Source organism: Arthrobacter glacialis (assembly GCF_002909415.1).
In the GTDB taxonomy this organism is placed as follows: Bacteria; Actinomycetota; Actinomycetes; order Actinomycetales; family Micrococcaceae; genus Specibacter; species Specibacter glacialis.
In genome coordinates, this window is sequence record NZ_PPXB01000004.1 from 150,130 (window position 1) to 165,280 (window position 15,151).

Below are 15,151 nucleotides of genomic sequence, written 5' to 3' on the forward strand. Positions count from 1 at the left end.
TCGCGAGCAACTTGGGATGACGCACCACGCTCCCCTGCGGCGTGCAGCTGCGGCACTTAAGAATAAACTCAAATGAATTTTTGCGGCAGGAACCGCGAAAATCCGCGGAAGTTACCGGATCTTTTGGTGAGCTGCGGCCCAAAATGGGCAAAATTGGACATTTCGATTTCACACTTGCCCAAAAAAGCCGTATAGTTTCATGTCGTTGCGAGGAACACGACGGAAACAATCCGAAGTGCTTCCCAGCAGCGAAGAGATGCACCTCTAGCTCAATTGGCAGAGCAATTGACTCTTAATCAATGGGTTTCCGGTTCAAGTCCGGAGGGGTGCACGGGTAAAACCGCTCCGACACTGGTAACAACCGGTGTTGGTGCGGTTTTTTACTGCGAAGCAGTTCTTGCTGCTGATAACTAAATACGCACCTCTAGCTCAATTGGCAGAGCAATTGACTCTTAATCAATGGGTTTCCGGTTCAAGTCCGGAGGGGTGCACGGGTAAAGCCGCTCCGAAACTGGTAACAACCGGTGTCGGAGCGGCTTTTTTATTGCCCGGTCTCAGGACATCTCAGGACAGATTGGCGCGGGCCTGTTGCACCAGCTCAAGGCTCGTAATATCCCAATCCGCGGTTCCACTGCCGTCTCCTGGCAGGCGCCCGTGGATCCTGACAACTCCGGCCGCATCAACGGACCCGCCATCGCCTCGGTGTATCCCAGCACCCGAACAGACCTGTTTGCCGGGGCAATTGACTGACACCCCGCCCTGCCAAGATCGAGAAGAACGACGTCCGACGCCGGTCACCCAGCTTGGGTGGCCGGCGTCGGCCTTCACGTCAACCCATTAGGCTGGAGCGAGTGCCCAAAACTATTTCCCCGGCTTTCGCCACCAGGCGGTGCGGCGGGGCGAACCAGGAGTATTCAATGACTGAGCGTCTAGTGCCCGGCGACCCCGCCCCCAGCTTCACCCTGCCCAATGCTGAAGGCGGCACAACATCACTGTCTGACTTCTCGGGTCGCCAGGTGATTTTGTACTTTTACCCCGCAGCCATGACACCGGGTTGCGCCAAGCAGGCCTGCGATTTCCGCGATAATTTGGCGTCGCTGCAGGCCGCAGGCTACGTGGTGGTGGGCGTCTCCCCCGATCCGGTGGAAAAACTGGCCCGCTTTGCGGAAAAGGAGGGACTCACCTTCCCACTCGTGAGCGATCTGGACCACTCGGTGGCGGAGGCCTACGCGGCCTGGGGTGAGAAGAAGAACTACGGAAAGACTTACCAGGGCCTGATCCGTTCAACCATCGTCATTGATGGTGAGGGGAAAGTGGCGCTGGCCCAATACAACGTCCGGGCAACCGGCCATGTTGCCAAACTTCGCCGGGATCTGGGCCTCGCCGTGGCCGCCTAGGTCTAGCTCCCCAGCCGCTCCCCAGGGTCAGCGCCCACGCAAAAGGCCCCGCCGATTTTCATCAGCGGGGCCTTTATTGGTGCGCAAGAGGGGACTTGAACCCCTACGCCCGAAGGCACAGGTACCTAAAACCTGCGTGTCTACCAATTCCACCACTCGCGCGGGTGCATTGAAGCATGAACAATACTACCGGTTCCTGCCAGTGCTCCTGACCACCCTTGCAGCCCTTCCAAGGAACCGTCCAGTAACTCACACTATGATGAGTGGCTGATGGAATAATCGTGCTGCAAGGAGAACTCGAACGTGCCAAGCCCTTCCGGCCCCCAGCACAAGGATGCAACAGTGAAGGTTCCCTGGCGCACAGCCACTGGGCGCAAGCCACGCCAGAGTGCCCAACCACAGCGTGCCTTCAGCCGGGGCACCGTGGCCCTGGCCGCCGTCGTCCTTCTTGCACTGTCCGCCTGCACGGCTGCTCCCGTGCCCGGCCCCTCAGCCCCGGCATCGGCCACTGCCACCGCTGCTGCTGCCACGACATTTAACTTTGGTGTTGGCTCGGATCCCCTGGGTTTTGACCCGGCACTGGTGGAGGACACGGAGTCGTACAGGGTGACGCGGCAGGTTCTTGAGGGCTTGCTGACCATTGACCCCGTGACGGGCGCCCCGGCACCCAGCCTGGCCACCAGCTGGCAGGAGCTCGATGACGGCTTGGCGTACACCTTTGAGCTGCGCCCTGGGGTCAAATTTCACGACGGCACAGCCTTCGACGCCCAAGCGGTGTGCACCAACTTTGAGCGCTGGTACTCCATGTCGGCTGCGACCCGAGGTGACGGCTCGGCCTCCATGTTCAAGCAGGTTTTCCGCGGCTTCAAGGACGATGCTGCGAACTCGCTCTACAAGGGCTGCACCGTGGACGGGCCCTTGAAGGTGACCCTGGGGCTGAACATTCGGTTGACAGGCTTCCTGCAGGCGTTGACCCTGCCAGCCTTCGCCATCGCCTCACCCACGGCCCTGACGACGGGAACTGCGGATGTTTTGGACCAGACTTATGCCACCAGCAAGGTGTCACGATACGCACTGCACCCCGTGGGCACCGGACCCTTCACCTTCACCCAAGCCGGCGCCGGCACCGTCACCATGAATGCCAATGCCGGATACTGGGGCGAAAAGGGCCAAATCACCACACTGAATTTCAAAACCTTCGACCAGCCCGCCACCCGGCTGGCCGCTTTGGAGGACGGCTCGCTGGACGGCTTTGACCCGGTGACGCCCAGCAATTTAGATAAACTCATCAAAAGTGGCAAGCAAGTTCTCCAACGTGACCCGTTCTCGGTCATGTATTTAGGGATCAATCAGAAGGTTCCTGTTCTGGCCGATCAAAAGGTGCGAGAAGCCATTGCCGCGGCCATTGACAAGACAACCCTCGTCAACAACTACTTCATTGCCGGCACCGCCACCACCGCCCAGTTCATCCCACCGAAACTGAGCGGCTTCAACAACAAAGTTCCTGGGATCCTCTACGATCAGGCCAAGGCCAAGACCCTGCTGGCCGAATCCTCCTATAAGGGCGAAGAGCTGAAGTTTTATTACCCCACAAATTCGTCCAGGACTTACCTTCCCTCCCCGGAAAAGGTGTACGCCAGCATTGCCGCCGAGCTCACGGCCGTTGGCTTCAACATCAAGCCCGTTCCCGTGCCGTGGAGCGATGGTTACGTGACTGCTGTGACCCAGGACGGCGACCACGCGCTGAGTCTGTTGGGCTGGAATGGCAGCTACGCGGATCCGGACAACTTTGTGGGTCCCCTTTTCGGCTCCCCCGGCGCCGAGCTTGGTCTGGATGATCCCCAGCTGGTCTCCAAAATCACCCGCGCACGCAGCATGCCCAACGGGCCTGACCGTGTTGCCGCGTACGAATCCATCAGTAAGCAGCTGGCCGCAACGGTTCCTGCCGTGCCGATCGCCTTCCCCATCTCAGCCATTGCACTGTCTGACAAAGTGGTCTCCTACCCGCTCAGCCCGGTCTTAAATGAGGTCTTCAACCACGTGGTGCTGGCGCCAAAAACGGGCTGATGACGCTGGGGTGCCGGCTAGCCCCATTGTGTGGATTTAGGCATGACGCACGTACCGCGATACGCTTCTACCGCTAGGAAGAGCCTCTACCGGAGTTGACTGTGACCTTCATTTCGAACACCAAAGACGCTGACGTTGTTCTCATCGGAGGCGGCATCATGAGCGCCACGCTGGGCACCATGCTCAAGCAACTCGAACCAAACTGGAAGATTGTGCTGTTTGAACAGCTCGATACTCCGGGATTGGAATCATCGAGCCCCTGGAATAACGCCGGTACCGGCCACTCCGCGCTCTGTGAGCTTAACTACTCACCGGCGGCCGCCGACGGTTCGGTAAACCCGGCCAAAGCCATCAACATCAACGAGCAGTTCCAGCTCTCACGCCAGTTCTGGGCGCACCTGGTGGACGAATCGCTGATTGGCTCCCCCAAGGGCTTCATCAACACGGTTCCGCACATGAGCTTCGTCATTGGCGAAGCCCACAGGAAGTTCCTCAAGGCCCGGCACGAGGCCCTCAAGCCCAACCCTGTCTTTGCCTCCATGGAGTACAGCGAAGACCCGGCAACCATCGCCAAGTGGGCTCCGCTGGTGATGAAGGGCCGCGACCCGCAGGAAAAAGTTTCAGCCACCCGTGCCGCCGAAGGCACCGACGTGGACTTTGGCGCCTTGACCCGTGAGCTGATCGGCTACATGGACACCAATGGCGTCGAAGTGAACTACGGCACCACGGTCACGGACCTGGCACGCACCACCGACGGCGGCTGGGACGTTTCTCTCAAGCACCCCGCCTCCGGTGAGTACGGCAAGGTCAAGGCCAAGTTTGTCTTCATCGGCTCAGGCGGCGGCGCCCTGCACCTGCTCCAGCGCTCGGGCATCCCCGAGGGCAAGGGCTTTGGCGGATTCCCGGTTTCGGGCCAGTTCTTCCGTTGCACGGACCAGAAGATTGCTGCCAAGCACAGCGCCAAGGTGTACGGCCAGGCCTCAGTGGGCGCCCCTCCCATGTCGGTTCCCCACCTGGACACCCGCTACGTTGACGGCCAGCGTTCACTGCTGTTCGGCCCGTACGGCGGCTTCTCCACGAAGTACCTCAAGACCGGCAGCTACATGGACCTCCCCGGCTCCATCCGCCCCAACAACATCATCCCCATGCTGGCTGTTGGCAAGGACAACCTGGACCTGGTCAAGTACTTGGTCAGCGAAGTGACAAAGTCCCGCAGCGGCAAGGTTGACGCGCTCCACGAGTACTTCCCCGACGCCGAGGGCAAGGACTGGGAGCTCATCACTGCTGGCCAGCGCGTGCAGATCATCAAGAAGGATGCCAAAAAAGGCGGCGTGCTGCAGTTCGGCACCGAAGTCATCACGGCGGCCGACGGAACCATCTCGGCCCTGCTGGGTGCCTCCCCGGGCGCCTCCACCGCTGTCCCCATTATGCTTGAGCTGTTGCAGCGTTGTTTCCCACGCAAGTTCAAGCTTGAATGGCAGGAATCCTTGCGTGGCATGATGCCCACCTATGGCACCAAACTCAACGATGACGCGGATCTTTTTGAAAAGAGCCTGGCCGCCACGGCAGCTTCTTTGCAGTTGAAGACGGAAAAAGCCTAAAGTTCCCTCGCAGTGCCGGGTGGAACCGGCATGACGGCGTGGGAGCGTGCTGATGTTTAGTTTGGCAAAAATGTCCTTGGGCAACCGGGCGTTGATTGCCCTGATCACCATCTTTGCGGTGGTTTTCGGGGTCATCACGCTCGGTTCGCTGAAGCAGGAACTGATCCCCAGCATCGAATTCCCGCAGATCACTGTTGTCTCGGCCATGCCCGGCGCGTCCCCTGCTGTGATCGACAAGCAAGTCAGCGAACCCCTCGAAGCCGCGCTGAACGCGGTGGAGGGGCTGGAATCGAGCATATCCACCTCGCGCAGCGGCGTTTCCACCATCAATCTGGCCTTCGCCTACGGCACCAACCTTGACCGGGCCCGGAACCAGATTGATCGGGCCATCTCCAATGTCAGCCAGCGACTGCCCGAAGGCGTCCAGCCGCAGCCCATCGCCGGCAGCATCGCGGACTTCCCCATCGTCTTCCTGGCCGTTTCCTCCGATCAGGATCTGGCAGCCCTGAACACTGACCTGCAACGCGTTGCCGTGCCCAAGCTTTTGAAGATCGACGGCGTGCGCGGCGCCGATCTGAGCGGCGCCAACTCCCAGCACATTGCCATTCTGCCGGACCCGGCCAAAATGGCCGCCGCTGGTGTCAACCCCGGCTCCATCGCCAAGGCCCTGAGCAATAACGGCAGCCTGGTTCCCGTGGGCTCCTTGAGCACCGACACCCTAACCCTGCCCATCCAGGCTGGCAGCCCGGTGGACTCCCTCGACGCCGTCAAGGCACTGCCACTGGCAAGCACGCCAGTTCCCGGCGCCGCGCAATCGGGCACTCCCCCCACCATCGCCTCCGTTGCCAGCGTTGCCCTGGCCGATGACCCCACCACCTCCATCACACGCACCAACGGCCAACCCACGCTGGCACTGTCCATCACTAAAAAACCTGCCGCAGACACCGTTTCCCTGTCCCGGCAAATCAACGAAGAACTGCCCGGCCTGGCCGCCTCGCTGGGCAATAACACCACGTTCACAACAGTCCTGGACCAGGCCCCCTTCATCGAAAAATCCATCCACGACCTCACGGTGGAGGGTTTGCTGGGACTGGGGTTCGCCGTCGTCATCATCCTGATTTTCCTCATGTCGGTGCGCTCAACCCTTGTCACAGCCATCTCCATCCCGCTCTCACTGCTGGTGACGTTCATTGGGCTGTGGGTCACGGGATATTCGCTGAACATTCTCACCCTGGGCGCGCTCACCATTGCCATCGGGCGGGTGGTGGACGACTCCATTGTGGTGATCGAGAACATCAAGCGGCACCTCAGCTACGGCGAAGACAAGAAGACAGCCATTCTGGCCGCCATTCGCGAGGTTGCGGCAGCCATCACCGCCTCCACACTGACCACCGTGGCAGTGTTCTTGCCCATTGCGTTCGTGGGCAGCCTGGCCGGGGAGCTCTTCCGGCCGTTCGCACTCACTGTCACCTTCGCCCTGCTGGCCTCGCTGCTGGTCTCGCTGACCATTGTTCCTGTGCTGGCGTATTGGTTCCTGAACTCGCCCGGCGCTGCCGATCACACCTCCGCGGACGACGCCGGAACCCCCTTGAGCGGGAAGGCGCTGCTGAGCGCTGTGGAGGAGAAGGAACGTTCATCCTGGCTTCAGCGCGGCTACCTGCCCCTTCTGGCCAAGACGCAAAAGCACCCCGTGGTCACGTTGCTGGCCGGCGGCATAGTGCTGGCGGCAACCCTTGCCATGACGCCGCTGCTGCCCACCAATTTGCTCGGCAATACGGGCCAGAACAGTTTGAGCATTCAGCAGGACATGCCGCCGGGAACCAGCCTGGCGGTCACCGACCAAGCCTCGCAGAAGGTGGAGTCGGTGCTGCGCGGCATTGACGGCGTCACCGACGTCCAGGTGACAGTGGGCAACGGCTCCGGTGGTTTCTCCGCCCTGCTGTCAACAGGGGCCTCAAGCGCCGCGTTCCAGGTCATCACCGATCCCGATGCCGATCAGGTCGAACTGCAGGCAACCGTCGTGGCAGCCATCGACGGCATCAAGGACGCCGGCACCATCAGCCTGGGCTCCCAGGGCGGCGGCTTCGGCACCTCAAACTCAGTGGACATCACCGTCAAGGCCACCACGGGTGCCGAACTGCAAGAAGCCAGCGACCTGTTGGTCAAGGCCTTGGCAGGGGTGCCCGGCTCGCAGTCCGTGGACAGCAACCTCAGTGGATCCCAGCCAGTGGTGCAGGTCAGTGTTGACAGGGCCAAGGCTGTTGCCGCCGGCTTGGATGAAACGCAGATCACCGGCCTGCTCGCCGCCACAGTCAGCCCCATCCCGGGCGGCACAGTGCGCATCGACACCACCGACTACAAGGTCCAAATTGGTGTAGGCACCAAGTTTGATTCCGTGACGGCACTTGCTGCCGCCCAACTCCTCACAGCTGGCGGGCCGGTTCCGCTCTCCGCCGTGGCCACCGTGGCGGAAGTTCAAGCCCCGCTGACCATCACCTCCGCCAACGGCCAGCGCACGGCCACAGTTTCCGTAACTCCCGAGGGAGACTCTCTGGGGTCCCTGAGTGCTGAGGTGCAAAAGCGCCTGGATGCCACCACCCTGCCGGCAGGGGTCATCGCCAGCATTGGCGGTGCCGCAACACAGCTCAACGATTCCTTCTCCCAGCTGGGGCTGGCCATGCTGGCAGCGATCGCCATTGTCTACGTCATCATGGTGGCCACCTTCAAGTCACTGATTCAGCCACTGATCCTGCTGGTCTCCATCCCCTTTGCTGCCACCGGAGCCATTGGCTTGCTGCTCATCACTCGGGTGCCGCTGGGCTTGCCGTCGCTCATCGGCATGCTGATGCTGGTGGGAATTGTTGTCACCAACGCCATTGTGCTCATCGATCTGATCAACCAGTACAGGCAGCCCTCCGGGGACAGACCCGCCATGAACGTGGCCGACGCCATTGAACACGGTGCCCGCCAGCGCCTGCGCCCCATCCTCATGACAGCGCTGGCCACCATCTTTGCCCTCACGCCCATGGCGTTGGGTCTGACAGGCGGCGGCGGCTTTATTTCGCAGCCCCTGGCCATTGTGGTGGTGGGTGGCTTGATCTCCTCGACGGCGTTGACGCTCATTCTGGTGCCGGTGCTGTACCGCCTGGTGGAGGGCCGCAAGGAACGCAACGACCTCATCAAGGCACTCAAGGTGGTCCACAAGCCGGATCACGGCGGCGGTGCGGCAGCCGCCACTGGAACGATGTCACCCATGGACTCCAGTGCCGCGTTCCAAGACTGGACCACAGGAGCCATACCCAAGGTCCGCGGCCGCCGCGCCGCCGACTAAACCCACGGCCGGCAAGCCGCCGATCGGCATGACTGCGGTTGACCGGCTTGTCGACGGTTTCTGAACCGCAGACAAGCCGGGCAACCGCAGTCATGGCTCTGGGGGCAAATTCTTAGTGCGGGAGGGTGGGACCGAAGGCCAACTTTGGCACAAAGTACAGGGCGACGGCGGCCACCAGCGCGGTCACGCCGCAGATGGTCCAGACCAGCATGTACCCCTCCAGCGGTGCCGCAGTGCTCCCGGCCCCTGCCGTCAGGGATCCGAGCGCCTGCCCGGCCAGCGCAATGCCAAACACGCAGGAGGCAAACGCCCCGCCAAGGGTCTTGGTGGCATTCGTGAGCCCGGTGGCCATGCCCGTTTGGGTTAACGGCGCCGCAGCCGCAGCTGCTGACGGCAGTGCCGCCACCAGGGCGCCACTGCCAATCCCGGCAATGGCCATGTTGGTCAGGACCTGGCTCATGGATCCGTGGAACGGCAGGAACAAGAGGTAACCCACAGCAACGAGGAACGCTGCGCTCATCAAGGTGATTCTCGGCGTCGTCCAGCGGGTCACCAGTGGATACAGCAGCGCACCCACCAACAGCCCCAAGACGTAGACGCCAATCAAGATGGAGACCAGCCCGGAGCTGGCGCCGAGTCCGTAGCCCACTTCGTCGGGGTTGGTGCGGGCAAAGGTGGACAGCGGCGCCTGCGCGCCCAGCACCGAGACGCCGAACAGGAACGCCGTCAACTGCACGGGCCACATGCTGGGTTGGCGCAGCAAACGGATGTCGATCAAGGGGTCCTTGTGGCCCAGTTCGTAGCGGGTAAAGGGCACCAGCGAGGCAATGCCAATAACCACGGCAGCCCACGCCCACCAGGTGCCGGGGCCGTTGATGCGCATGAACGTCAGCCCGGCGGTGATCAGCAACAGCCCCGTGGAGAGCAGTGTGAGCCCCATAAGGTCCAGCTTGCCACCTGTACGGTTCTCCGATTCCGGCACACCGAAGAGGATCACGAAGAAGCACAGGGTGACGGCAATGGCCGGGATCATCAGCACCAGCCACAATTTGTCGACGAAAATGCCGCCGAGGAAGCCGCCGGCGAGGGCTCCGGCGATCACACCAACTTCAAGGCCGGCCACCAGGATGCCAGCCGATTTTCGGGTCAGCGCGGCACCGTCGGGACGCTGATGGGAGCGGCTGTAGATGAGTGCAATTTCCAGCGGCAGCCAGACCACATAGAAGCCCTGCAAGGCCCAGGCGATGATGAAGATCCAAAAATTGGGCGCAAACGCTACACCCCAGGAGGCCGCGGCCGTCAACGCCGTGGAGATCAGCAGCACCTTGCGGTGACCAATCATGTCGCCCAGTTTGGCCAGCACCGGCACCACCAAGGCACTGACCATCAACTGCGCGGCCTCGAACCAGTTGACGTCGGCGTCGTGGATGCCCAGAAAGCGGGCAATGTCGGTCAACAACGGGGTGTAATACCCCTGCAGGATGCCGCTGGTCAGTTCCACCAAAACCAAAAAACCCACCATCGCCGTGGCCGTGGGGGCCAGCCGAACTGTGTTGCCGGCCAGGCCCGTGCGCAATGAAGCCATTGCCATCCTCCGCAGATACTTGTGACATGCCTTACATGCCGCTTGAAAGCATCCTAGTACCCGCCGGTAACATGCGTGGGTATTGCGCCGATTATTGTCCCGAAGTGACAGAAATTTCCTGGCGGGAACATTTTGACGCCCCGTGGGGTTGAGCCTTATATTAGATACAAACGCATATATCTCTCGGTGATCCCGGGGCGAAGGAGCACACCATGCAGTTCGGTATTTTCAGCGTAGGCGACATCACCATGGATCCCACCACGGGCCGGACCCCCACGGAGCATGAACGCCTCAAGGCCATCACCACCATTGCCAAGCACGCAGAAGATGTGGGGATGGATGTCTTTGCCACCGGCGAGCACCACAACCCGCCGTTCTATCCCAGCTCGCCCACCACCATCTTGGGCTACATCGCCGCGCAGACTGAGAAGATCATTCTCTCCACGGCCACCACCTTGATCACCACCAATGATCCGGTGAAGATCGCCGAAGACTTCGCCACCCTCCAGCATCTGGCCGAGGGCCGCGTGGATCTGGTGCTGGGTCGCGGTAACACCGGCCCGGTCTACCCGTGGTTTGGCAAGAATCAGCAGGACAGTGTTGAGCTGACGGTTGAAAACTATGCCCTGCTGCGCCGCTTGTGGGACGAGGAAGTGGTGAACTGGGAGGGCAAGTTCCGCACTCCCCTGCGCGGCTTCACGGCGACTCCCCGCCCACTCGACGGCGTTGCCCCCTTCGTGTGGCACGGTTCCATCCGCACGCCACAGGTTGCCGAAATTGCCGCCTACTACGGCGACGGCTTCTTCGCCAACAACATTTTCTGGCCCAAGGAGCACTACCAGCAGCTCATCAGCATGTACCGCGAGCGCTACGAACACTACGGCCACGGGCAGGCTGACCAGGCCATTGTTGGCTTGGGCGGGCAGTTCTTCATCCGGCCCAACTCCCAGGACGCCGTCAAGGAGTTCCGCCCCTACTTTGACAATGCACCTGTCTACGGCCACGGACCGTCCATGGAAGATTTCACCTCCCAGACCCCGCTGACTGTTGGCAGCCCGGCTGAGCTCATTGAAAAGACCCTGACCTTCCGCGACTACTACGGTGACTACCAACGCCAGCTTTTCCTGGTGGACCATGCCGGCCTGCCGCTGAAGACTGTCCTGGAGCAGCTTGACCTGTTTGGCTCCGACGTCCTGCCAACCCTGCGCAAGGAATTTGCTGCCAACCGCCCGGCGCACATCCCCGACGCACCCACCTTCGAGGCCCGCCGCGAGGCAGCCCGCTCACTGGAGGTGAAATAGCATGTCTGCCGCTACACACCGCCGCTTGGCTACAGCGTCGTGGGAATCGCTGTTGAGGTCCCAAGTGGCCGTCATGCGCGAACTTCACAAGGAGCCCAGTTTCAAGAAGGTGGGGAGCCGCGAATACGACGTTTTGTTTACCCTTTCGCAGTGCCCCACTGGCTGGGTGCGCCTGAACGAACTCAATGACAACGTTTTGCTGACCCAGCCGAGCATTTCCCGCATGGTGGACAGGCTGGAGGCGCGGGGCTTGATCCAGCGCAAAACGGCAGAAGATGACCGGCGCGGGGTGCTCATTGGTCTGACCGAGGCCGGCGCGGCGCTGCAAAAGGAAGTGGGCAGGGCCCATGTGCACAACATTCTGGACGTCATGGAAACGGCGCTCAGCGATGAGGAGATGCGCACCCTGCTGGAGTTGACCAGCAAGCTGCGCGAATCGGTGGCCCAGCGCTAGCCCAGGACTTTCAACGATGTGACCATCTTTTGAATGTTCTGGTATTCGGCGCTGCGCATATGGGCCTGGGCGTCGGCGATGGTGGCGAAGGCCCGCAAACCGGGCGAGCCGTCCAGTGCGCTGGTGAACTGGAGGACATCGCCGAACATGTAGACGCCCAGCTTCTTCGAAGTCACGGTGTTGTACACCAGGCAGGCTTTGCCATCCGGGCCCGCCGACTGGTCGGTGAGGCCGTAGGAGGCGAAGAAGTGGGTGGCGCCCTGGATCACCCTGTAGACGTAGCGCGGTTCCACGGCGGCGGGAGCCGTGTTGTCCGAAGGAATCACCATCGGGAGGCTGGCCAGCACCGTGTAGGGCCTGCTGCTGGCGGGCTGGCAGGCACCGCCCAGCCCCGTGATGTGGGTATTCAAGGTGGCCATCAGGGTTCCGGCGGGGTCCTTCACCTCAAGGTGCAGCGCACCGGCGCCCGGCGACGGCAGGACTTGCACACTCCAGTCCTGTGGCACCTCAAAGCTCACTGTTTTCCCCGGGTCGGTGAAATTCTTCCAATCTGCGGAGGAGGCCGACGCCGGGGAGCTCTGGGAGGCGGCGGCTTGGGACCCGGTGGCGCTTTCGGAACTGCCGGCCGACGGCGTAACCACCGTTGGGCTGCTGGCGCTTGGGCTGGGCGCCGGCGCCGAGGTTTTTTCGGGAATACCGAGCGAGACGCCACAGCCTGCCAGAGCCAGGGCAGCCACCACAATCCCGGCCGCGGCCCATGCCCTGAGGCCCGTGGCCGGATTCCCGCTTGACTGCATTCTCATGCGCTGTCCTTTCCCCACTGTTGCTTCCTTAGCTGTTGCACACGCTTGTTGCACAGGCTACAGCCGGGACGCGCGCCACGGTTGCGTGTTGGCGGCAGACTCGCCGGGGCAGTGTTGCGTCAGCAGGGAAAGGGGCCGGCTGCCACAGTCAGGCCAGGCCGGCCAGGAGCTCACGGTAAAACACCACTCCCGCGCCCAGCGAGCTGATGCGGACCTTCTCATTGACGGCATGCAGGCTGGCCCTGTCCCCTGCGTCCATCAGGAGCGGTGAAAACCTGTAGACAGCTGGACAGATGGCCGTGAAGAATCGCGAATCGGTCGCCCCCGTCTGGATGTACGGGGTCACCACGGCTTGTGGGTAGGAAGCGGCCACGGCCCGGCTCAGCAAGGCAAATTGCTCATTGTCAAAGGCTGAAATTGGCGAGGGGTTGTGACCCGAACGGACGGTAAGCTGCACCCTGGGATCGTCGATGATCTCCCGCACGGCGTCCACCACCGAGTCCACACTCTCCCCGGCGGCTATGCGAATGTTGACATTGGCACGGGCCGTGGCTGCCAGCACATTGGAGGCCTTGCTGCCCTCGAGCATGGTGACAGCCACCGTGGTGCGGGTCAGTGCCCTGGTTTCGTCCCCCACCAAACCCAACACTTGGGTGACCAGCGGTTTGAAGGCCCACATATTGGCCGTCACGAGCCGCATGGCAAATCCGCTGTGAGTACCTATGCGGCGTAACATTTCGGCAATGGGCTCGGGCATCGAGGCCGGAAACGGTGTCTCCTCCAGCGCCATGATGGCCTGGGCCAGCCGGGAGGTGGAGCCCATGCGCGGGGGTGTGGAAGCATGTCCGCCGGCACTGCGGGTGAGGATTTCCAAGTCCAGAATGCCTTTTTCGGCCACGCCAATGACAGCCGCCGGTGCGTCCAGGCCGGGGAAGGCGTCCAGCGCCACTGCGCCGCCCTCATCCAGGACCAGCCAAGGCTGCACCCCGCGGCGTGTCAGCAGGTCCACTGCCGCCTGGGCACTGTCGCCGGCCGTTTCCTCGTTGTTGCCAAAAGACAAGTACAGATCGTGGGCGGGCCTGAAGCCTTCCTTGATCAAGGACTCAATGGCCGCCATGATCACCACCAGTGCGCCCTTGTCATCCAGGGCGCCGCGGCCCCACACGAACTCACCATCCTGATGGCCGGAGAAGCCCGGATGCATCCAGTCATCGCGCGAATCCAGGGGAACCACGTCATAGTGGGCCATCAGCACGGTGGGCTTGGCGCCGGCGTCGGCCCGGGTCCCGGACCACTTGAACAGCAGCGCATGGCCATTGACCAGTTCCCGGCCCAGCGTGGCATGGACGCTCGGATACAACCTCTCCAACGCCTCAATGAAGCCCGTGAACTGTTCCAGCTCGATCCTGTCGCGAAAGCTTGAGAAGACGGTGCGGAACGTGATCAACTCACTGAGCTGTTCTGCGGCGGCGTGGGCATACTCGGTGCCAATCGCACCGGGATGCGGGGCTGCACCGTGGTCACCCACCGGCGGGGCCGCCCCTGCACGGTAGGCCCGCGCTGCAATGACTGCTGCGGCACCGGCGGCACCAACGCCCACCGCTGCAGCCAGCGCGCGATTAATTGCTGAACCTTTAGGCATGACACGGATTCTATGCCACGGGACTGTGATTTTGCCCACCGCCGGCCGTGACACCTGCCGCCCATCGCGGACTGTTCTCATTAATCACCGCCGCATGGAGGTAGGATGTCCTCATGACTGTTGCCCCGTACCGCCTGGCCCGTGTCCGCCCCCTTGACGCTGTGGCGGCGCCGCTGCCCGAGCAATTCTTTGTGCGCAATGACGCCACCGACTTTGACAGCCCCGAGGGCCGCATCTGGACGCGGATGGAAACCCCGTTCCCCACCTCGGCCGCCAATCAAAACACCGCTGCCCGTGACGGCTGGGCCGTGGGAGATTCTGTAACGGAGGCCCAGTTCACGTTCTTGGCCCCCTGCGCCCCCGCCAATGTCTTCGGCATGGCGCACAACACCGGCGCCCCCGGCCGTGCCCTGCCGCCCCAGGCCTTTCACAAGGCCGCCAGCTCTGTGGTTGGCCCCGGCGACGCCATTGAGCTCAGCCCCACCGTGGGCTACGTTGACCCGGAGGCCGAACTGACTGTCGTCATAGGCCAGCCCGCACGGAACCTGACCCTGGAGAATGCGCGTGAAGCCATCCTGGGCTTCACCATTGGCAACGACGTCTCCGCCCGCGATGCGCAAAAGTCCGATGAGCTGTGGATCAGCGCCAAGAGCCCGGACACCTTCACCCCCTTGGGCCCGTGGATTGTTGTTGGTCTGGCGGACGACGGCGTGCCCATCAGTATTGTGCACAACGGCACAGAGCTGGCCCCGGCCTCCAGCAACGATCTCGGGTGGGGCGTGGAGGAGATTCTGGTGTACCTGAGCGGCTTTATGACCCTGGTGCCCGGGGACGTCATCATGACAGGATTCCCGGCCGAGTGCCGCCAGATCACCCCGGGAGATGAAGTCATCTGCCGGGTGGGCGGGATTGGCGAACTCCGCAACCCCGTGGTTGCCGGGGTCTAGTTCCGCTGGCATTATTGGTTATC

At 62.2% G+C, this 15,151-nt stretch carries 10 protein-coding genes and 3 tRNA genes; 9 read left to right on the forward strand and 4 right to left on the reverse strand.

What is annotated here, in order from left to right:
• Positions 1–258: 258 nt before the first annotated feature.
• The 3 genes from CVS28_RS05985 to bcp all read left to right on the forward strand — a co-directional run bounded on the left by CVS28_RS05985 (position 259) and on the right by bcp (position 1,397).
• Positions 259–331 (forward strand) — tRNA-Lys (locus tag CVS28_RS05985).
• 87 nt (positions 332–418) lie between these two features.
• Positions 419–491: transfer RNA gene (locus CVS28_RS05990), tRNA-Lys, on the forward strand.
• 426 nt (positions 492–917) lie between these two features.
• Positions 918–1,397 (forward strand): thioredoxin-dependent thiol peroxidase, encoded by a 480-nt coding sequence (bcp, locus tag CVS28_RS05995; protein WP_103480994.1) that lies wholly within the window; start codon positions 918–920, stop codon positions 1,395–1,397.
• 77 nt (positions 1,398–1,474) lie between these two features.
• On the opposite strand, the gene CVS28_RS06000 is transcribed toward bcp, so the two are convergent.
• A tRNA-Leu gene (locus CVS28_RS06000) sits at positions 1,475–1,559 on the reverse strand.
• A gap of 141 nt (positions 1,560–1,700) precedes the next feature.
• Here CVS28_RS06000 and CVS28_RS06005 point away from each other — a divergent pair.
• The 3 genes from CVS28_RS06005 to CVS28_RS06015 all read left to right on the forward strand — a co-directional run bounded on the left by CVS28_RS06005 (position 1,701) and on the right by CVS28_RS06015 (position 8,396).
• Positions 1,701–3,464, forward strand: coding sequence for an ABC transporter substrate-binding protein (locus tag CVS28_RS06005; protein WP_341476400.1), 1,764 nt, complete (start codon positions 1,701–1,703; stop codon positions 3,462–3,464).
• 101 nt (positions 3,465–3,565) lie between these two features.
• Positions 3,566–5,065 (forward strand): malate:quinone oxidoreductase, encoded by a 1,500-nt coding sequence (locus CVS28_RS06010; RefSeq protein ID WP_103481088.1) that lies wholly within the window; start codon positions 3,566–3,568, stop codon positions 5,063–5,065.
• 52 nt (positions 5,066–5,117) lie between these two features.
• Positions 5,118–8,396 (forward strand): efflux RND transporter permease subunit, encoded by a 3,279-nt coding sequence (locus CVS28_RS06015; RefSeq protein WP_103480995.1) that lies wholly within the window; start codon positions 5,118–5,120, stop codon positions 8,394–8,396.
• A 112-nt stretch (positions 8,397–8,508) separates the two neighbouring features.
• Here the strand turns inward: CVS28_RS06015 and CVS28_RS06020 are convergent, their stop codons facing one another.
• Positions 8,509–9,981, reverse strand: a complete 1,473-nt coding sequence (locus CVS28_RS06020) for an MFS transporter (protein WP_103481089.1) — start codon at positions 9,979–9,981, stop codon at positions 8,509–8,511.
• A 212-nt stretch (positions 9,982–10,193) separates the two neighbouring features.
• On the opposite strand from CVS28_RS06020, the gene CVS28_RS06025 reads away from it, so the two are divergent.
• Complete coding sequence (locus tag CVS28_RS06025) at positions 10,194–11,282, forward strand: LLM class flavin-dependent oxidoreductase (RefSeq protein WP_103464492.1); 1,089 nt, start codon at positions 10,194–10,196, stop codon at positions 11,280–11,282.
• A 1-nt stretch (position 11,283) separates the two neighbouring features.
• Positions 11,284–11,736, forward strand: coding sequence for a MarR family winged helix-turn-helix transcriptional regulator (locus CVS28_RS06030; protein ID WP_103464493.1), 453 nt, complete (start codon positions 11,284–11,286; stop codon positions 11,734–11,736).
• Here CVS28_RS06030 and CVS28_RS06035 read toward each other — a convergent pair.
• Together CVS28_RS06035 and CVS28_RS06040 are read right to left on the reverse strand one after the other, a co-directional pair.
• Positions 11,733–12,539: a hypothetical protein gene (locus CVS28_RS06035; RefSeq protein ID WP_133159069.1), complete on the reverse strand. Its 807-nt coding sequence runs from the start codon at positions 12,537–12,539 to the stop codon at positions 11,733–11,735. The two genes, CVS28_RS06030 and CVS28_RS06035, sit on opposite strands and share 4 nt — an antisense overlap.
• Positions 12,540–12,687: 148 nt before the next feature.
• Positions 12,688–14,181 carry a M20/M25/M40 family metallo-hydrolase gene (locus tag CVS28_RS06040; RefSeq protein WP_165788083.1) on the reverse strand — a complete coding sequence of 498 codons (1,494 nt, stop codon included), beginning with the start codon at positions 14,179–14,181 and terminating at the stop codon, positions 12,688–12,690.
• 113 nt (positions 14,182–14,294) lie between these two features.
• Here CVS28_RS06040 and CVS28_RS06045 point away from each other — a divergent pair, with 113 nt between their 5' ends.
• Complete coding sequence (locus tag CVS28_RS06045) at positions 14,295–15,128, forward strand: fumarylacetoacetate hydrolase family protein (protein WP_103464496.1); 834 nt, start codon at positions 14,295–14,297, stop codon at positions 15,126–15,128.
• Positions 15,129–15,151 lie beyond the last annotated feature (23 nt).